The organism is Chitinimonas taiwanensis DSM 18899, assembly GCF_900119825.1.
GTDB classification, from domain to species: domain Bacteria; phylum Pseudomonadota; class Gammaproteobacteria; order Burkholderiales; family Chitinimonadaceae; genus Chitinimonas; species Chitinimonas taiwanensis.
The window spans coordinates 109,988-128,602 of record NZ_FPKR01000014.1 but is presented as its reverse complement, the minus strand read 5'-3'; the positions used below and the strand labels follow the sequence as shown (position 1 = coordinate 128,602).

At 62.2% G+C, this 18,615-nt stretch carries 18 protein-coding genes; 7 read left to right on the top strand and 11 right to left on the bottom strand.

What is annotated here, in order from left to right:
* Window positions 1-111 precede the first annotated feature (111 nt).
* Window positions 112-582, bottom strand: coding sequence for a hypothetical protein (locus BT173_RS16810; RefSeq protein WP_072429832.1), 471 nt, complete (start codon window positions 580-582; stop codon window positions 112-114).
* Between the two features lie 1,107 nt (window positions 583-1,689).
* Here BT173_RS16810 and BT173_RS16800 point away from each other — a divergent pair.
* From BT173_RS16800 to BT173_RS16790, 3 genes are all read left to right on the top strand, one after another.
* On the top strand, window positions 1,690-2,235 hold the full coding sequence (locus BT173_RS16800) for a non-canonical purine NTP pyrophosphatase (RefSeq protein WP_217651497.1): 546 nt from the start codon (window positions 1,690-1,692) through the stop codon (window positions 2,233-2,235).
* The gene (locus tag BT173_RS16795; protein ID WP_072429830.1) at window positions 2,232-3,026 is read left to right on the top strand and encodes an SIR2 family protein; all 795 of its coding nucleotides are present in this window, start codon (window positions 2,232-2,234) and stop codon (window positions 3,024-3,026) included. The genes BT173_RS16800 and BT173_RS16795 overlap by 4 nt, the downstream gene beginning before the upstream one ends.
* Window positions 3,027-3,173: 147 nt before the next feature.
* Window positions 3,174-4,124 carry a 5'-nucleotidase gene (locus tag BT173_RS16790; protein ID WP_072429829.1) on the top strand — a complete coding sequence of 317 codons (951 nt, stop codon included), beginning with the start codon at window positions 3,174-3,176 and terminating at the stop codon, window positions 4,122-4,124.
* Between the two features lie 275 nt (window positions 4,125-4,399).
* Here BT173_RS16790 and BT173_RS16785 read toward each other — a convergent pair whose 3' ends face one another.
* The 7 genes from BT173_RS16785 to BT173_RS16755 all read right to left on the bottom strand — a co-directional run bounded on the left by BT173_RS16785 (window position 4,400) and on the right by BT173_RS16755 (window position 9,596).
* A complete protein-coding gene (locus BT173_RS16785; protein ID WP_072429828.1) occupies window positions 4,400-5,179 on the bottom strand; it encodes a LytR/AlgR family response regulator transcription factor in 780 nt (259 codons plus the stop codon).
* Window positions 5,180-5,220: 41 nt separating this feature from the next.
* Window positions 5,221-5,589 carry a hypothetical protein gene (locus BT173_RS16780; RefSeq protein WP_072429827.1) on the bottom strand — a complete coding sequence of 123 codons (369 nt, stop codon included), beginning with the start codon at window positions 5,587-5,589 and terminating at the stop codon, window positions 5,221-5,223.
* Window positions 5,590-5,665: 76 nt separating this feature from the next.
* On the bottom strand, window positions 5,666-6,829 hold the full coding sequence (locus BT173_RS16775; RefSeq protein ID WP_072429826.1) for a sensor histidine kinase: 1,164 nt from the start codon (window positions 6,827-6,829) through the stop codon (window positions 5,666-5,668).
* An 11-nt stretch (window positions 6,830-6,840) separates the two neighbouring features.
* Entirely contained in the window at window positions 6,841-7,416 is a 576-nt protein-coding gene (locus BT173_RS16770; RefSeq protein ID WP_072429825.1) for an NAD(P)H-dependent oxidoreductase, read from the bottom strand.
* Between the two features lie 2 nt (window positions 7,417-7,418).
* Window positions 7,419-8,894 carry a carotenoid oxygenase family protein gene (locus BT173_RS16765; protein ID WP_072429824.1) on the bottom strand — a complete coding sequence of 492 codons (1,476 nt, stop codon included), beginning with the start codon at window positions 8,892-8,894 and terminating at the stop codon, window positions 7,419-7,421.
* A gap of 1 nt (window position 8,895) precedes the next feature.
* Complete coding sequence (locus tag BT173_RS16760) at window positions 8,896-9,174, bottom strand: 2TM domain-containing protein (RefSeq protein WP_072429823.1); 279 nt, start codon at window positions 9,172-9,174, stop codon at window positions 8,896-8,898.
* 17 nt (window positions 9,175-9,191) lie between these two features.
* Window positions 9,192-9,596, bottom strand: a complete 405-nt coding sequence (locus tag BT173_RS16755) for a DUF2141 domain-containing protein (RefSeq protein WP_072429822.1) — start codon at window positions 9,594-9,596, stop codon at window positions 9,192-9,194.
* Between the two features lie 361 nt (window positions 9,597-9,957).
* On the opposite strand from BT173_RS16755, the gene BT173_RS16750 reads away from it, so the two are divergent.
* Entirely contained in the window at window positions 9,958-12,126 is a 2,169-nt protein-coding gene (locus BT173_RS16750; RefSeq protein WP_072429821.1) for a hypothetical protein, read from the top strand.
* Between the two features lie 96 nt (window positions 12,127-12,222).
* The gene (locus tag BT173_RS16745; RefSeq protein ID WP_139256207.1) at window positions 12,223-13,392 is read left to right on the top strand and encodes a hypothetical protein; all 1,170 of its coding nucleotides are present in this window, start codon (window positions 12,223-12,225) and stop codon (window positions 13,390-13,392) included.
* On the opposite strand, the gene BT173_RS16740 is transcribed toward BT173_RS16745, so the two are convergent.
* Window positions 13,367-13,855: a DUF4442 domain-containing protein gene (locus BT173_RS16740; protein ID WP_072429819.1), complete on the bottom strand. Its 489-nt coding sequence runs from the start codon at window positions 13,853-13,855 to the stop codon at window positions 13,367-13,369. The genes BT173_RS16745 and BT173_RS16740 overlap by 26 nt on opposite strands.
* Before the next feature lie 212 nt (window positions 13,856-14,067).
* Here BT173_RS16740 and BT173_RS16735 point away from each other — a divergent pair, with 212 nt between their 5' ends.
* The gene (locus BT173_RS16735; RefSeq protein WP_072429818.1) at window positions 14,068-15,432 is read left to right on the top strand and encodes an META domain-containing protein; all 1,365 of its coding nucleotides are present in this window, start codon (window positions 14,068-14,070) and stop codon (window positions 15,430-15,432) included.
* 70 nt (window positions 15,433-15,502) lie between these two features.
* Here BT173_RS16735 and BT173_RS16730 read toward each other — a convergent pair whose 3' ends face one another.
* Window positions 15,503-16,288 carry a dioxygenase family protein gene (locus tag BT173_RS16730; protein WP_072429817.1) on the bottom strand — a complete coding sequence of 262 codons (786 nt, stop codon included), beginning with the start codon at window positions 16,286-16,288 and terminating at the stop codon, window positions 15,503-15,505.
* A gap of 147 nt (window positions 16,289-16,435) precedes the next feature.
* Here BT173_RS16730 and BT173_RS16725 point away from each other — a divergent pair, with 147 nt between their 5' ends.
* Window positions 16,436-18,208 (top strand): PHA/PHB synthase family protein, encoded by a 1,773-nt coding sequence (locus BT173_RS16725; protein ID WP_072429816.1) that lies wholly within the window; start codon window positions 16,436-16,438, stop codon window positions 18,206-18,208.
* On the opposite strand, the gene BT173_RS16720 is transcribed toward BT173_RS16725, so the two are convergent.
* The gene (locus tag BT173_RS16720) at window positions 18,205-18,612 is read right to left on the bottom strand and encodes an ACT domain-containing protein (RefSeq protein ID WP_072429815.1); all 408 of its coding nucleotides are present in this window, start codon (window positions 18,610-18,612) and stop codon (window positions 18,205-18,207) included. The genes BT173_RS16725 and BT173_RS16720 overlap by 4 nt on opposite strands.
* Between the last annotated feature and the right edge of the window lie 3 nt (window positions 18,613-18,615).

Genomic DNA, 18,615 nt, shown 5'->3' with positions numbered 1-18,615 from the left:
AAATCTGATCAAGGGCTGTGCTTGATCAGGCGGCGGGGTGCAGCCGTGATGCGGAGGGGGATGGTGAGTGCGGGCATCCACCTGATGACTTCATCCCCGCAAGGATGCCGTTTAGGCATCGGGGACTGGACACTCACAAAGCTCAATGAACACGTTGTTCACGAAGCCAATGGCGCTCAAGAGGGTTAGACAGACACCCACCGCTGGTAGGGTGAATAGGGTTATAAGGCCCGCGGCGTTAATGGCACCCTGCGTCCACTTGTTGTTTAAGAAGGCATCAAGCTCGCGCATCCGCTGCCCGACAGGTGTGTTCAGCTTCGTGCATAGATTGAATTCACTGGGGGAGCAGATCCACTCCTGGATGTTGACGCCTGCGCGACGACCTTCGGAGATGATGCGCTCAACCACTCTGCGAACAGACCCATGAGCCAAGGCTTGTACTTGAGCTTGCGTCCCATCGCCAAGCGTGATGGTCACGAGTTCTAGATCGGAGGAATCAATGAAGCGCCTTAGGGAAGGTTCTGTCGCAGCATCGATGAGAGCCTTCTGAGGTTCTTGGATGTAGTCAGCAATCGACGGCATGTCATCTCCTTGGCAACTTACTAGCGACCACTTTTAGACGGAACAAGGGGGCGTAAACGCGTAATGGATATGCGGAGCGCTCTCGTGTTCTCAATGCCGGTGGCTAGCTTCCATGGACGGGGAGGCCCGCTTGCGGGAAGTCCCCTTGACGGGGGGTAGGCGCCGGCACTAGAAGCGAGCCTATTGATGGCATAGATGATTGTGAAGCTGGCTGCAAACGCTAAGGTAGCGAAGGTCAGCTGTCGCACGGCCAGTGCTCGTTTTGTAATGGGGACGATTGCCGGACTTGAAAGCGTTGGCGTCGCAGCCAAGAGCGCTTCCGCCGCAACTGAGGAGCCGGTAGCCAACTCGAGGAGGGTGCCCCATACAATGCCGACAAAGGTGAGACCCGAAAAGGCCATGAAACTTGAGATCGGTGGATCGGTAGATGCTGAGGGGAGGGTTGCTTTGGATTGCCAGACGATGCCGAAGGCGACGCCAAGTATGACGACAGCAAAGCCTAGCACTGGATTGAGGTGGTTTCATCCATCGAGGCACCTAACAAAATAGAAGGGACCTCTTCATCTCGGATGGAACGGCATGGCAGCGCTACGATGCTGTCGATCAAACCGACAAGCCTGTTCTCGTTAATGAGCGCGGTAGTGCAGGTTAGCCGAAGGCGTAACCTGCGATATATAGGTTTCACAATATCGACCGCTTCAGCAGCGATCAGAGGGATTTCCGCGCGGGTTGATTAGGCCAACCCACCCTACATTGACTGTTTGGTGCGGATCGAGCGGGCCATGGAACAGCGGCCGGCAAGGATCCAGAATTGCTAGAGTTTCTTTCCCTCCAATGACATCTATATCGAGGTGTGCCTAATCAGTAATTGGCTGACTGGTGTGGCTCCTCTGTAAAAGGCCCAACGGCCTCAGCAGTTGCGGCAACATGTGGTTCCGCATGTCATCTGTTCTGCCGCCGAAGTCCCCCGCAATTTATCAGCGCGGTCTCGCGGATCACCAAGCGGCAGAGATGACCGAAGGCCTCTCGATCTGCGGTATGCGACAGCAGCACAATGCTGCCAAGCGTTATTCAATTCATTAAGGACCTAGATTGAGAATACGATTTATGTCGGGTAACGGGCACAAGATTGCCGAGGTAGCGCGGATCCTTGCCCCCATCGGCGTGGACGTTGTTGCGGTGTCCAGGAAGATTGAGGAGCTCCAAACCGAGGACGTCGATCGCTTGGTGCGGGACAAGCTGACCAAGGCGTTCGAGGCTATTGGTCGTCCGTTGTTCGTCGAGCACACGGGTTTGTACCTGAGTGGCCTCAATGGACTTCCTGCAGGTTTGACCCAGATCTTCTGGGACAGGCTGCAGGCAGATCGCTTCGCCGACCTAGTTGCTGGACTTGGCGATGCCAGGGTCACTGCAAAGACGGTCCTTGGGTACTGCGACGGGCACAAAATACATTTGTTCGAGGGCGCCATCGAAGGCACGGTACCTCGCAAACCAGCCGGTCCAACGGATTTCCAATGGGATTGTGTCTTCGTACCCGATGGTGGCACTCAAACGTTTGCTGAGATGGGAGCAGCAAAAGACGATATCTCCATGCGTCGCAAAGCATTGGACCTCTTTGCTGCCCATCTAAAATCTGCGAGGGGCAAAGAATGACTGACCAATTGTTAGATGCGCATCGCACTGGCAAGCTGATGCTCTTTGTGGGGGCTGGTGTGTCGGCCAATCTGGGCCTGCCGAATTGGGGGGCGTTGATCGACCACATAGCAGAGGAGCTTGGTTATGACCCGAAGATATTCTCTACCTACGGCACCCATCTGGCCCTTGCTGAGTTCTACAAGAAGAAAAAGGGAGGGATTGGGTCGCTACGCAGCTGGATGGATCGTGAGTGGCATAAGACGACCACTGATATCGCCAGCTCTGAAATTCATGAGTTGATTGCCAAAGGCAATTTCTCTCGGATATACACAACCAACTATGACAGGTGGCTAGAGCTTGCCCACGACAAGTTCGGTGTAAAGTACGACAAAATCGTCAGTGTGGCCGATCTTGTTTCCGTCACGGATGGCCGTCGGCAGATTATCAAATTACACGGTGACTTTGACGCAGATGACTCGATAGTTCTTGATGAGACCAGCTATTTTCAGCGTCTAGACTTCGATACGCCGCTGGATATCAAACTCCGCAGTGACGTATTAGGTAGCTCGGTTCTCTTCATCGGCTACAGCCTGACCGATCTCAACATCCGCCTTCTATTCTATCGTCTTACCGAGATGTGGGGACGTTCTGCCCTTTCGTCCGCGAGGCCAAAGTCCTACATTTTCACGCATCGCCCGAATCCAGTGGCCCAGGAAGTCTTGAGCCATTGGGGAATTGAGATGATTGTCTCTGAGGAGGATGAGCCCAAGAAGGCTCTTGCGGATTTTTTGCGAATTTTGACAGTGTGACCTGGATAGGTACAGAACAGGTGGAGATCACTGTAGTACTGATATTTGTACCCTCGCTCAAATTGGTAAAGTCGGGCAAATAATTGCTTGTTAAACAATCTCTCCAATTGACCTGTCAATGGTAAATGCAATTTATAGGAGGCATGAGTGCCGTACGAACTCGATAACCGGCTAGTCATTGGTGTCGCGTCAAGCGCAGTCTTCGATCTTAGTGAATCTGACGCAGTGTTTCGCAGTGAAGGTGAGGAGCGGTATCGCAAGTATCAAGAAGAAAATATTGACATTCCATTGCCCAGGGGGATCGCTTATCCATTCATTAAGCGCCTATTGGCGCTCAATGACCTTAGTCCAAGTCCATCAGATCCTCTGGTAGAGGTTATTCTACTCTCCCGGAATGACCCCGATACCGGGGTGCGGGTCATGAAGACTATTGAATATTATGGGTTAGGCATGACGAGAGCAATATTCATGCAGGGACGCTCGCCATACGAGTACATTCCAGCGCTGAATATTGCCCTGTTTCTATCTGGTAATAAGCCGGATGTTGATGCGGCAATCGGTTTTGGTCACCCCGCTGGGCAGGTTCTTGATTCGAAATTCGATGATGACGAGAACGACAAGACACTCCGCATCGCCTTCGACTTTGATGGTGTTCTGGCTGGCGATGAATCGGAATCTGTCATGCAGAAATCGGGCTTAACTGCATTTCACGACCACGAAGTAAAGAACGTTATGCAACCTCACAACCCTGGATTGCTCAAAGAGTTCCTAGTTCGAGTTTCAAAGATTCAATCTGTTGAGGAAGCTTACAAAAAACAGAATCCCGAGTATGAGAACCGGATTCGCGTATCCATTGTCACTGCACGAAACGCACCGTCTCACGAGCGTGCTTTAAAGACATTAAAGAGTTGGGGGGTAATGGCCAACGACGCATTTTTCCTTGGAGGGATAGAGAAGGGAAGAATCTTGGGGGTGCTGAAACCTCACATCTTCTTTGATGATCAATCCGGCCATCTCAAATCTGCGAGCACCGTGGTTCCGTCAGTCCACATACCATTTGGGGTCACCAATCAGCCTCGGACGGTACTGCATGAATAATTCAATGATGTATTCGCGCTATAAAGGCAGCCAACATATTGCGACTTGATTCCGTCCAAATACTGAAAGTCAGCTCTGGCCGAAGAGGAATCGCTCAACAGCTTGGGTCAGATCGAGTGCCGTAACGTGCAGGACATGCGCACCATGGTGCTCGGGCATTAGCTTAACTGGACCAGAAGCCGTCAGTAGATAGGACCTGTCGTGATGGACAGAGGGGTGCAGCCCATTAGGGACGCTTGGTCGGTGCACCGGACCCATCCGCCAAGCACCCCGACTCACATCTGGCGGAACAGGTGCAGATAGGCACGGCTGACCGGGAGTTGTTCGCTGCGTTGTTTGAGCTTGACCAGGGTGCGGCCGCGGAAGTCGCGCACGGTGCCGGCGATATGCCGTACGGCGATGATGGTGCCGCGGTGCACCTGCCAGAATTGGGCCGGGTTCAGGCTGTCCACCAGTTCCTTCAGCGGGGTGCGGATCAAGGCCTCGCCTTCGGCGGTGAACACGCTCACGTATTTGTCGCGCGCTTCGAAGTAGATCACTTCGTCCACCGAGATCAGCCTGGTTTCATTGCCCTGCGCGGCGCGTATCCAGTCCAGGCGCGGGCTGGCCGTCTGGCCCTGGCCGAGCAGGCCGGCCAGTTGCTGGAGCAGCTCGCCGGGCAGGCCGGCCGGGCTGGGCTTGCCTGCCTGTTCAAGCTGGCGCTTGAGCTTGTCCACGCAGCGCCCCAGCCGGTCGAGGCTAGGCGGCTTGAGCAGGTAGTCGACCGCTTCGCGCTCGAAGGCATCCACCGCGTACTGGTCATAGGCGGTGACGAAGACGATATGCGGCGCATCCTTGGCGCCGATCAGGCGCTGGGCGACTTCCAGGCCGCTATGGCCAGGCATGCGGATATCCAGAAAGGCGATGTCCGGTGCCAGTTCGTCGATCAGGCGCAGTGCATCCACGCCGTTATGCGCGCAGGCCACGATATTCAGCTCGGGCCAGAGTTCGGCCAGCTGGGTTTGCAGATAGTCGGCCAGGGCGATTTCGTCGTCGGCAATCAGGGCGGTGGGCATGGTGGCGTCGTGTAGAAGGTGAAAACGGGCTTGGGCTGCGCTTAGCTACCGCTCAGCCAGCTGCCGCCATATTTGGCGCAGGCGGCTTGCTTATTGGCCAGCTCGGTGGGGCTGGCCAGGTAGTAGTAGACGGTGCCCGGCGTGCCCATGGCGCCCTTGCAGCCAGCCAGGGCCGGCTTGGGGCAGGCGGGCGCGACGTAAGCGCGAATCTCACCGCCCAGGCGCTTGAAGGCATCGACGTGCTTTTCACACTGCAGCCGGTACTCGGCCACCGGCACCGGCAGGTCGATCTCGCTGCAATCCTTGATCGGCTTGCCTTGCAGCGTGCCTTCGAACACGCAGGCGCTCTTGGCCTGGGCGGCGGGTGCCAGCAGAGCCAGGGCGAGCAGAATCAGGGGCAGCAGTGGCATGGCAAATCCTTGGCTAGGCATGGTGTGGGCCATGGTATCGCCAAGCCGTGCCAGCCGGGCAGCGCTGGTCGGCAATCTAGGCGAGCGGCAGGCGCAGCGTGGCGCAGATGCCACGTTCGGCCTGGCGCTCGGTCAGGCTCAGGCTGGCCTTGCCGCCGTACAGGCTATCGAGGCGTTCACGCAGATTGCTCAGGCCCACACCGCCACCCGGGCGCTGCACGGGCGTGCTGGGGAAGCCGGCGCCGCTGTCACAAATCTGAATCTGCAAGTGGCTGCCTTCAAAGCTGACTTGCAGGCTGATTTCGCCGCCTTCGATCAGGGGCTCCAGGCCGTGCTGAATCGCGTTCTCCACCAGCGGTTGCAACAGCATGGGCGGGATGGGCAGCTCGCTCAGCGCGCTTGGGCAGTCGATGCGGTAGCGCAGGCGTTCGCCCATGCGCACCTGCATCAGGGCGAGGTAGGCGGCGATGGTGTTCAACTCGCGGCCCAGCTGGGTCTGCGCCTCGCGGCTGGCGGTGAGGCTGGCGCGCAGATAGTCGATCAGCTTTTCCAGCAGATGGCGCGCCTTGTCGGGGGCCGGGCCGATCAGGCCGACCGCATTGGCCAAGGTGTTGTAGAGGAAGTGCGGCTCGATCTGTGCCTGCAGCATGCGCAGCTGGGCCTCCAACGCGCGTCGATCCGCCTCGGTTGCGCGTTCGCGCTCGGCCGCCAGGGCCAGCTCATTGCGCCTTTGCTTATCGCGGCTGATGAACATCGCGCACAGCAGGACCGAGATCATGATCGAGAACAGGGCAATGCTCTTCGCGCCCTCGGCACTGAACACATAGCGCCGCGTGCTTTCCATCTCCAAAAGGCTGAAGCCGATGCCGTAGCCGAGGAATACCCCGCAGACCGAGACCAGGATGAAGTAGCCGTAATGCACCCAGTTGGGCAGGCGTATCAGCCAGTGGCCGAGCAGGCGCCCGCATACGTAGAACAGGCCGTGGATGGTGAAGCCGACGGCCTGGGTGATGACGAAGGTCACCCACAGAAAGCGCCCGATGTGCTGCGTGCTGCCGAACAGCAGGCCCACCATGGCCAGCGCCACGAAGATCAGGCTATTCCAGATCAGCGTGTAAAGCAGATCGCGCTGCGTGCTGCATGGCCAGCGGCGGAAGTAGTGGATGAATTCCAGCGGATGGCCGTCGTACTTGAGTTCGAAGGCATTCCACTTGGCGGTGGCGCGGTCGGCGGTGGACATGGTGGTTCTCTTCAAAGACTGGCCAGTTGGCCGACCCGGTTGAGCCAGTATTCGCGCGCCTTGGGCTGGCTGCCGCGTACCGGGCCGATTTCCAGGATCTTGCGCAGGCGGATGCCACAGAACTCCAGCACCTGGGCGCGCATCAGGCGCAGGCCGGCGCGGCCGTAAACCAGGCGGTTGTACCATGCTGGCGTATCGCTGGTCACGATCAGCTGGGCCTCGCGCCCGGCCAGCAGCTTGGCCGGGAATGGGCTGCCATCCTGATATTTGAAGGCAAAACCGGGCAGGAAGACGCGGTCGATAAAGCCCTTCAGCAGGGCCGGCATCACCCCCCACCAATAGGGGTACACGAAGACCAGCCGCTCGGCCGCGCTGATCGCCGCCTGGGCGGCCTGCAAATCGGGTTCCAGTGCCTGTCCGCCGCGAAAGCCGCCGCGCAGGATGGGGTCGAAACGGAGCTGGCCGAGGTCCAGCCGACTGACTTGGTGGCCAGCGGCCAGGGCTGCGCTTTCATAACGCTGCGCGAGCGCTGCGCAGAAGCTGTCGCTATCGGGATGGGCCAGGATTAACAAGATGCGTTTGGACATGCTCAAGCCTTCAGGAAGTTGCCATGAAATCCGAGCGGCGCCGCATAGGGCAGGCGCGCCTGGGCAAGGGGGCCGGCGCTGATACGCGCGGCATCGAACACATTCAGTACCGTCTGCTGGCGCGCCAGATCGAAAGCCGGCCCGAGCAGCCACAGGCCACGCCCATCGGGCCGCGCTACCGGCACATGTTCCTCCACCAGCCAATCGGGGCCGAACACATATTCATCGCGCCGCCCGCTGTCCAGATCGACACTGAGCACGCTGCCCATGCCCACCGGATTCCGGCCGCTTTCGCCCAGCAGATACAAGCGGCGGTGGCGGCGGCCGATATCGTGGTCGGCCACGCGCGGGAACTCGCCGTCCTCCAGCAATCGCTGCTCGCTGACCGTGCCGCGCGCGAGGTCGAGATCAAGCAGCACCGTGCGCGCCTTGCTTGGGGTGGCACTGATCTCGCCACGCATATGGGCGCGCATCTCATCCAGCACGCGGGCATCGCGATACAGGCAGGCATCGAGGCGGATGTGCTGGCCGTCCTCGAAGGCATTGCCCAGATGAAACACCATGGCGGCGGGCATTTCCAGGCTGTGCTTGAGCGTGAAGTCAGCCTTGTCCACCACCAGGATGCGTATCGGTCGCTCGGGCTGCCAATGGTGCTGGTCGAGAAAGCTGGTCTGCTCGGCCGGGTGCAGGCTGAAGGGCGGCAGCAGAAAGACCAGATAGCGTTCAGTGATGGCGAAATCATGCAGCATGGCCACATCGGCCACGGGCAGCACCGCAACCTTACCCAGGCTGCCATCCGCTTCTATGCGCCACAGCACTAGCTTGTCGCTGCCGGGCAGGGCGCCGAAATTCCACAGTCGGCCGGCGGCATCGATCTTTGGGTGGGCGGAGAAGGGCAGGGCGGCCAGGTCCTCGCGCCAGGTCTTGATGCCGCGTGTGGCAAGGCTGTGCGGGTCGATCTCGGTGGCCGAGCCGCCTTCCCACAGCGCATACAGGCGGCCGGCATGCGGCACGGCATTGGTATTGGCGCTGTTTAGCGTGTCGTTATTGGCAAACGGGCGGCGCGCCAGCCAGGTGCCGAAGCCCGGGTAGAGCAACTGGCCGGCCTCGGCTTCGGCCAGATATTTATGGGTACGCACCATGCGCGCCTGGTGCTGAACCTGGCCATCCGCCATGCGCCACGCATGCACCATGCCGTCGCCGTCGAACCAGTGTTCGAGCCGCTCGCCAGCGCGTTCAAAACGGGCCGGCCCATTGCGAAAGAAGCTGCCACGCAGCGCCTGCGGCCACTTGCCGTGGATGCGGGCACGGCCGCTCAGCATCTCCTGCTCGGTGCCGCGCAGGGCGGCCAGCTGCGGGTGCCGCCGCAGGCCGGCACGAAAGCTGGCATAGCTGCCGGCATCGGCCCGAGCCCTGCTGGGTATGGCCAGTGCCAGGCCGCCTAGTAGGCCTCGGCCAAGAAAGTCGCGCCGATGCATATCAGTGCCTCCTCGTCTGCAGGCGCTGCAACTCGCGCGCCACCAGACGTGCACGCCAGCCCGGCGTGCCCACGAAGGTACGCAGCGCATGGGCGGCGATGCCAACGCCCCAGCCCAGTAGCGGCCAGAAGGCCCAGTTCAGCCCGCCGCCCTGCCACAGGTCGAGCAGCACCAGGCCGCTATTGACCAGCAGATAGCTGCCCAGATGCTGGTAGAAATCGAGTAGCGCATCGGCGCGCTCTTCGGCCTGTTGCTGCAGGGTGTGTGGCTCGCTATGCATGGTCTCGCTCCGTCTGTTCAGCGCAGGGTAATGGTGATCTGGCCACCTTCTTGCGGCACCACAATGCGCGCTTGCTCGAAGCTGGGCGGGCCGAACTTGCCCACCGCGTCGTTCGAAAAGCCATAGGGCTCGGTCGGGATGCCGAGCAGATTGCTATCGAGCTGCAGATTGCGATTGCGGTCCTGGTAGAGCGACACCGCGTATTCGCCCGGTGGCAGATCATGCAAGGTGGCCTGCACGCTGCCTGGCTGCGCATCGGTCCAGGCCACGGCGCTGGGCTGCTTGAGGAAGCGCTCGGGCGCCTTGTAGGCGGCGACCATCACCTTGCCCTCGGCGTGCTGCACGCCCAGCACGGTGACGGTCAGCTCGGCAGCCTGGGTGGCGCCGGTCAGTAGCAGGGCAATCATCAGGCGGTTCAACATGCTGCACTCCTAGGTGGTGAAGGGATGGCTGCAGCATGCCGCCGGCGCCACATCGCTTGGGCGGCTTGCGATGAATCGACCTGAGACGGGGGCGAATCAACCGGCCAGGGCGTGAATGGCGGCGCTGTGAATAGTGCCGACGGCCGGTTGTGGATGGGCAGGAGCGAGCAAGGGCGCGCCAGCTCTAGCTTGGCGAGGGGAGGCCCATACTGAGAATGGCCGACTTGCCATGGCGCCCACTGGCATCCCTATCAGCAACTGCTAACTTGAATGGGCAGGGTTCCCGACAAGCCGACAGCGCCGCTGTCGGCTTGTGCATCTCGTGCTAGGCGGACGTGGCAAATCACAGAGGAGAATAATCATGAATCGACAGGTGGTGGGTATTCCGAAATTGGCCCTGGCGGGCGCGGTACTGCTGGCCTTGAGCGCATGCGGCGGCGGGGGCGGCGATGACCCGCCACCCACGCCCCCTACCTCCAGCGTGAAGGTCGCGCCCTCGTTGGGCATGTTCTCGACCGGCACGCCGGTGGTGGTCCGCTCGTTGGCCGGCGCCCAGGTTGGCAGTGGCAGCATCGGCAGCGATGGCACGGCCACCGTGAATATCGGTACCCACAGCGGGCCTATCGTGGTCAGTGTGAGCGGCGGCGGTACGGTCAATTACTTCAATGAAGCAACGGGCACCACGGAGAATTTCCCGGCCGGCAAGACGCTGGAAGCGGTTGCCCCCGCTGGTAGCACCAGTGTAGGTGTGACCGTGCTGTCCGATGCGGTCAAGCGCAAGCTGGAAGCGGCCGGTGGCTTGGCCAATGCCAACAATACCGCCATCAATGCCGCCAATGCCAAGGTGGCGGCGGTATTCGGCCTGACCAGCGCGATTTCGCCGCCGGCCCTGGTCGGTACGGCCACACCCAAGGTGGATGCCTCTCCGGCCGGCCGCTATGCGCTGATCCTGGCCGCGATTGCCAGCAGCGGTGCAGCAGACGCCAAACCACATGAAATTGCGGAAAGCCTGGCCCAGGACCTGTCGGACGACAAGCTGGATGGTAAGCAGGGCGAGACCGCCGTGCCTGGGGTGGTGCTGGCGAATTTCGATAGCACGACCTTTGCCGATGCGCTGGTCGCCGCCGCCACCGAGTTCGCCGACGATGCGACCAAGGCACAGATCGAAGCCGAGAAGGATCTGGGTCTGATCGTGGTGGAGCCGACGCCGGAAGACGTGAGCGGTGCCGATCCGACCCTGTCGGCCGGCATTGCCGCCGCGCGCCAGGCGATACGCGATGTCCGCATCTCGGCCGCGCTGGCCGATGAGCAGCTGAGCAATACCGGTACCGCCTTGAACGAGGCAGTGCAGCTAGTCAGTGACAGCACACGGCTCAGTATCGAGCACTTCCAGCTGATTGACCGCGCCGCCACCTTCCTGCGTGATCTGCGTGCGGGTAACCCGGAGGACATCGCTCCGGTCAACGGTCGCTGGGAGAAGCGCTGGGAGCCAAGCCCCGGCATGCCTGGCATGCGTTGCAGCAGCAGTGTGGCCAATACGCCGGAGAGCATTACCGGCATCAAGTGTGGCTACGCAAATCTGCAGGGACGCAATCCGGATGCGCCAACTGAGTGGAGCCGCTTCGCGCTGACCCTGACACCGGGCGAGGCCGCCGGGGCAGTGAACTGGGACGCCTTTATGGAGAGTTCGGTGAGCGGGCAGTATGACGATACCGCCACCAAGCTCTTTGGCAGCACGCAGGACGGTGTGTTCACTGTGACGGAGACCGATACCAGCGTGGTGGCCAGCATGAAGGGCGATGTGCCGTTTGGCTTCGGTGGCGAGGATAAGCACAATATCGATGCCACGTTGAATGCCACGGAAACCCTGGATGCGGCCGGCAATGCCTCGGGTTCGGGTACCCTGGTAGCCAGCATTACCCGCAGCAAGGGAGGGAAGACCGCCAAGATCGAGGTGCTGGAAGGCTCGACGCTGAGCTTCCGTGATCGCGACGAGGTGGTGTTCGGGGCGCTCAAGCTCAAGGCCAGTACTGGCGTGTATGCCTTGGCCGGCAATCTCTCGCTCGGCGATAGCGCCGTGCTGCCCACGGTGTTCGGCTTCAGCGGCACCTTGAGCAAGGGCGATGGTGTGGTGGCCGAGGTCAGCACCGAGGTGACGCGCAAGGCGATCGACCAGGCCAATGGTCTGGATGCCGGCACGGTCTCTCTGGCGGCCAAGGTGGTTAGCGCCAATGGCGTGACCATCAAGCTGGCCTTGGGGCTGGACCGCGCGACTGCGGGGGATGACACGGTCACGATGTCGCTCACGCATGAGCTGGGTGCGCGCAAACTGACCCTGCAGGCGACGCTGGATGATGGCGAGGTGAGCGGGCCGGTGACGCTGACCGGGCCAGACAATATCAGTGTCAGCCTGAGCGAGAATGCCAATGGCGTGCTCATTGGCAGCATCAAGCAGGGCACGGTCGAGGTCGGCACCATCAACGACAGTCTGATCAGCTTCAAGGACGGCACGACCGAGTCGCTCGGTTAAGCCGGCAGGCAGGCCAGCTCAGGCTGGCCTAGCGCAGGGCCCGCGGCGTAAGCTGACGGGCCTTGTGCGTTTTTGTAGCCCGATTCCAGGTGGCCCATGCTCGCGACTTCCCGCCCTTACCTTTGCTTAGCTGTGTTCGGTCTGGTGCTGCTGCCGGCGCAGGCGGCCAGCCTGCTCGATAACCCGGCCGCTTTTGACCCGGCCGCGCGTCTCTATACCGGCATCGATATGCGTGGCTTCAGCGACCCCTTGCCCTTGGCCAGCCTCAGTGATGATGACTGGGGGCGACAGCTGCGCAGCCAGCGTGGGCGCGAGCGGGCGCAGCTGGATGGGCGCGCCCAGCTGGCCGGCGAGGAGCGCGGCTGGCATCTGAGCGTGTTTGCCCGCCGCGATGGCGTGGCCCAGGCCAGCGCCGATACCGTGCGGCTGGCGCGCCAGATCGAGCAGGGCCAGGGGTTTGCCGCAGGCCAGCGCTATGCGCTCGATTACCGCATGGACTACTGGACCAGCCGCGGCCTGCGCCTCGGCAAGGCCCTCAACTTTTCCTTGGGCGAGGCCGGTCAGCTCGATCTGGGCCTGGCCGCACAGTATTTCAAACAGGTGGATATCAAGATCGAGCGCTTTATCGGCACGGCCTATAGCAATGCCAGCCAGCAGCTGCAGTTCAGCGGCGTGCGCGAGACGGCCGGCAGCCTGATGCGTACCGATAATCCCGCACGCTTCAACCCCTATATGCGCGATGGCAAGCCGTCCGGGCGTGGCTATGCGCTGGACCTTGGCTTACGTTGGCAGGGGCGTTCAGGATGGGGCGTGGAGTTGGCCGGTTTCGATCTGGCCGCCAAGCTCAAGGGGCGCGATATGCCGCGCTCCTATCAGCAGGGTAGTTTTCTGTACGACAGCGATGGCGATCTGATCGGCAATGCGGACGGCTCGCCCGCCGTGCAGGGACGCGATAGCCGCGGTGAGTTGACGTTGCGCCCCAAGGCCAGCTGGCAGGGCGAGCTGAGCTGGCAGCAGGCGGCCTGGCAGGCGGGGCTGGGCTGGCAGTATCGCGATCAGCTGCACCAGGCGCGGCTGAGCGGGCGCTATAAGCTGGATGAGTCGGTCTGGCTGGGGCTGGCCTTTACGCCGCGCACCAAGCTGGTGGAATTGAGCGCGGGTGGGCCATGGCTGAGCGTCTATCTGGGTAGCAGTGCGCTGGATAGCACCGAGGCCCATGCGCTGGCCGCCGGTCTGCGCTTTACCTTGCCGCTACAGACTTGGTAGCCGTTTCGTCCTGGCGTTTGGCCGGCTTCTTGCGCACATAGATGGTCTTGCTGACCCGTGCGACCAGCTGCTCGCGCTGGTCCACGATATCCACCACGAACTGGGGCAGGAATTTCTCGCCATTGGCGGTGCGGGTACGGATCTCGTCCAGCATCGCGTCCTCGATCACGAAGCGCGCCTTGACCACGCCACGTCCCGGCGCAATGAAGTCGATGCTGGCGCTCTGGTCCCACACGTAATAGTCCTTCCCCAGAATCTGCATCAACATCAGCATGTACCACGGGTCGGTCATGGCAAACAGGCTGCCGCCGAAGTGGGTACCCACATAGTTGCGGTTGTACCAGCGCAGGGTCAGGGCGACCTCGGCGCTGCGGTAGTCGGGGCTTACCTGGTTGGCGTGGATGCCGGTCAGCAGAAAGGGCGGCCAGAGATTGATCAGGCGCTTGAAGGTGGTGGATTTCATGCTCGGATCCAGAGGGAAAATCTGCCATCGAGGTTGCCGATCAAACGCTTGTTTGTCAATCTGGATGGCGGGCGCCAGCCTGGCGGAATCGGCTCGCAAGGGCTAAGACGAAGCGACTGCGCTATCCGACAGCGGAACGGCACCCGCTAGGTCGGGTCCCAGTTCTGCAGCACGACCGGCCGGCCACCGGGCTGGCCCTTGGAGAGGAAATCATGTTCTATCGACTGGTATGGATGCTGAGCCTTGTGCTGGCCGGCAGCGCCATGGCGCAGACCTTGCAGGGCTCGGCCCTGTATCTATCGCGTATCGCCCTGCCGCCCTCGGCGGTGTTCGAGGCCAGCCTGGAAGTGCTGGATGCCGATACCGACACGCCGCGCGTGATCAGCCGCAGCCAGCTATTACCGGCAGGCCTGCCGCCGTTCCGCTTCAAGCTGCGCTATGAGGATGCTGAGGTCAGCGAGTCGGGCAACTATCTGGTGCGCAGCAGTGTGCGCGAGGGCACGCGCACCTTGTTCACGGCTGAGCAGCGCTATACCGGCCTGTTCATCCGCTCGGGCGAGGTGGTCACGCTTACCCTGCAGCCGCCCCAGCCCAGCCAGGCCAGGGCCGGCTTCTTGGCTGGCCTGCCGGCTTCTTTTGAAGGCCTGTTGCCCTGTGCCGACTGCGAAGCGGTGCGTTGGCGGCTGGAGCTGCTCGAGGACGGCGCCTTCATGCTGCGCCAGACCTGGCTGGGCAAGCAGCCCGAGCAAGCGCAGGATCAGCTCGGGCGCTGGCAGATTGACGAGGACCGCGGCGTGCTGCGCCTGCTCGGCACCGACGAGACTGGCCTGGCCTTTCGTATCCATGACCGGCGCAGCCTGCTCAAGCTCGACCAGGCCGGCCATCCGATTGTTTCGCAGCACAATTACACGCTGGAGCGCCAGGGCCTGTTCCAGCCTTTCGAGGCCAGGCTGGAGATGAGCGGCATGTACCGCTACCAGGCCGATAGTGGGCAGATCACTCTGTGCGCGAGCGGCCAGAGCCTGCCGGTGGCGCAGGAAGCCGACAATGCGCGCCTTGAGGCCGCCTATGCCAAGGCAGTCAAGCAGGCGGGGGAGCCCTTGTTGGTGCGTTTGACGGGACGTATCGCCCTGCGCTCGGGCCCGGATGGACGTGGGCCGCAGCTGAGCCTAGTGCCCGAGCAGTTCCGCGCCGTGCTGCGCCAGCGCAGCTGTGCCGAGCGCCAGGCGCAGCAGGCGCTGAGGGACACGCGCTGGGTGCTGGTACAGCTGGGCGACAAGCTGATTCCCCGTGTGATGTGCGAGCGCGAGGCCTTCCTGCAGCTGGCCGCGCGTGGCGAGCGACTGAGCGCCTCGGGCGGCTGCAACCGCCTGATGGGCAGCTATGTGCTGAAGGGCGACAGCCTGCGCTTTGGCCAGCTGGCCGGCACCATGATGGCCTGTAGCAAGGGCATGGAGCGCGAGCAGGCCTTTATCCAGGCGCTCGAGCAGGTACGCGGCTGGCGCCTGACCGAGCATGGCCTGGAGCTACTCGACGAGGCCAGCCAGCCACTGGCCCGTTTGCAGGCCGGCGACTAGCCATCAGCCAGGTGCAAGCAGCCAGGACCGTAGCGCTTAGCCCTGGCCAAGTCGGCGTGTGCCTCGCGGCCTAGTGGAAGGCGTACACATCCATGGCCAGGCCGCCGTGGGTGAGGCTGGTGAACAGGCGCTCGGCGCGTGGGGCATCGCCCGCCGCGCCCAGGGCCACATATAGCGGCAGATAGTGCTCGTCAGTCGGATGGGCGCGCTGCGCGCCGGGCGCCTGGCGGCGGTAATCGAGCAGGGCGGCGAGGTCGCCGGTCAGTAGGCGCTGGTACACCCAGTGCTGGAAGGCCGGCACGTATTCATTGCTGGCCACCCCTTCCGGAATATCCCACTCCAGCTCGCGCAGATTGTGCGTGATGCTGCCCGAGGCCAGCACCAGCACACCCTGCTCGCGCAGGCTGGCCAGCGCACGGCCCAGGCGCCAGTGGTGCTCGGGGCCCTGGCGCGGCTGGATGGCGAGCTGGAAGGCCGGCACATCGGCATCCGGATACATATTCTTCAGCGGCACCCAGGCACCATGATCGAGTCCGCGCGCCGGGTCTATGCCCACCTCGAAGCCCGCATCGGCCAGCAGGGCCGCGACCTGTTCGGCCAGCTGCGGCGCGCCGGGCGGCGTGTACTGGATGCGGAACAGCGGCTCGGGAAAGCCATAGAAGTCGTGGATGGTGGCCGGGCTGGCTGTGGTGCTGACGGCCGCTTGTGCACTTAGCCAGTGGGCTGAGGCCACCACCACCGCGCGCGGCTTGGGCAGCGTACGCGCGATCTCGGCCCAGGCGAGGCCGGTCGCGCCGGCATCCAGGGCCAGCATGGGGGAACCGTGTGAAACAAACAGGGTGGGCAGCGTGCTCATGGTCGAATTCCTTCAATGACTGTTCCCGAGTATCGATTGAGGCTTGGTCAGTGAATAGCGGAAAGTAATCAACATCTAGTTCGTATTCTTTGAACATTTCAGTGCTGCGAGCCGTGACTACACTGGGTAAGCAAAAGGAGACCGGCCATGTCCACCGCCCCAGACCGTCTGACGCAGCTGAGCGACTTGGCTGCTCGTTGGCAACAGGTGCTGCAGGCGCAACTGAGCCAGCAGGCCAGCGGCGCGCCCCAGGTGCAGATTCCCGACCCGCAGAGCGTGCAGCATGCGTTCGAAGCGCTCTGGCGTGTGGTGCTGGAAAAACCGGAACCCATGTTGCGTGCGCAATGGGACTTCTGGTTGGCCTATGCCGAGCTGACCCAGCAGACGCTACGCCAGTTCTGGCTGGGCGAGCCGCCACCGCCGGCCGTGCCCGATAAGCGCTTCAAGGATGAGCTGTGGGTGAATAACCAGGTGTTTGGCTTCGTCAAACAGGCTTATCTCTTGGCCTCGCGCCATATCCAGGACGGCGTGGCCGGCGTGGAGGGGCTGGATGCGCATACCGCCAGGCAGGTGAATTTCTATACCCGTCAGTTCGTCGATGCGCTGGCGCCGACCAATTTCCTGGCCACCAACCCCACGGCGCTGAAAGCCACGCTAGACAGCGGCGGCGAGAACCTGATTCAGGGCTTTAGCCATCTGCTGGACGACCTGCAGCGCAATGGCGGGCGGCTGATGCCCAAGATGACCGATACCACGGCCTTCACCCTGGGTGAGAACGTGGCCAGCACGCCGGGCAAAGTGGTGTTCCAGAACGCGCTGCTGCAGCTGATCCAGTACGCGCCGAGCACCAGCCAGGTACACCAGACGCCCTTGCTGATCGTGCCGCCCTGGATCAACAAGTTCTACATCCTCGATCTCAAGCCAAAGAACTCGCTGATCAAATGGCTGGTCGACCAAGGCCATAGCGTGTTCGTGATTTCCTGGGTCAACCCCGATGCGCACCACCGCGAGATGGATTTTGCCGACTATCTGCAGCAGGGCGTGCTGGCCGCGCTGGATGCGATTGAGGCCGCCACCGGCGAGAAGCGCATCAATGCGGCGGCCTACTGCATCGGTGGCACGTTGCTGGCATCCACCCTGGCCTGGATGGCTGCAGCCAAGGACAAGCGTTATCCGCCCAGCCGCATCAAATCGGCCGCCTTCTTCACCACCATGCTGGACTTCAGCGAGCCAGGCGAGCTGGGGGTGTTTATCGACGAGCAGCAGCTGGCTGGCCTTGATGCCTATATGGAGGAGAAAGGCTATCTGGAAGGGCACCAGATGGCCGGGGTGTTCAATCTGCTGCGCGAGAACGACCTGATCTGGAGCTTCGTGGTCAATAACTACCTGCTGGGCCGCGAACCGATGCCATTTGACCTGCTGTACTGGAACAGCGATGCCACGCGCATGCCGGCCGCCATGCACCGCTTCTATCTGCGCAAGATGTATCTGGAGAATGCGCTGCAGGCACCCGGCGGCGTCACGCTGGCCGGTGTGCCCATCGATCTGCGCGCCATCCGCACGCCCGCTTACTTTATCTCGGCGCGCGAGGACCATATTGCGCCGTGGACCTCTACCTATGCCGGTGCGCGGCTGCTAAGCGGACCGGTGCGCTTCGTGCTCGGCGGTTCCGGCCATATCGCTGGCATCGTCAACCCGCCGGCAGCCAATAAATATGGTTATGCAAGCAATCCGGAACTGCCGCCCACCGCCGAGGACTGGCTGGCCGGCAGCGTGGCGCATGAAGGGTCGTGGTGGACCGATTGGGATGCTTGGCTGGCGCCGCACAAGGGCAAGCTGGTGCCGGCGCGCACGCCCGGTGCTGGCAGCCTGCCCGCGTTGGAAGAGGCGCCGGGCAGCTATGTGCGCGCGCGGCTCTAGGTGCTGTGCCGCGCCTGCAGTGCCAGCAAGGCGGCCATGGCGGCCTCGGCCTCTGCATGGGGTACGAACAGGTGGTCGTGGTAGGCGCCGGCCAGCACATTGCAGGCAATGCCCTGTTCGGCCAATGCGCCAGCAAAGGCGGCAGTCAGGCCGACCGCGGCCAGGTCGCTATGCACATGCAGGCTGATCCAGGCTGCTTCGAATAGCACGTTCAGGCCATGTTGCCGAGCCGCATCCAGCGGCAGCACCACGGTCCAGCCCTCCTGCTCGCGCAGGGTCGCGATGGCGGGCAGTTGGTCCGGTGCGCGCCCCGCGTCCAGGCAGGCAAACGCATACACGCCGAGGTTGAGTACCGGAGTCATCGTGGCCAGTAGCGTGTCCAGTGCGCGTATTGCTTGTGTCATGCC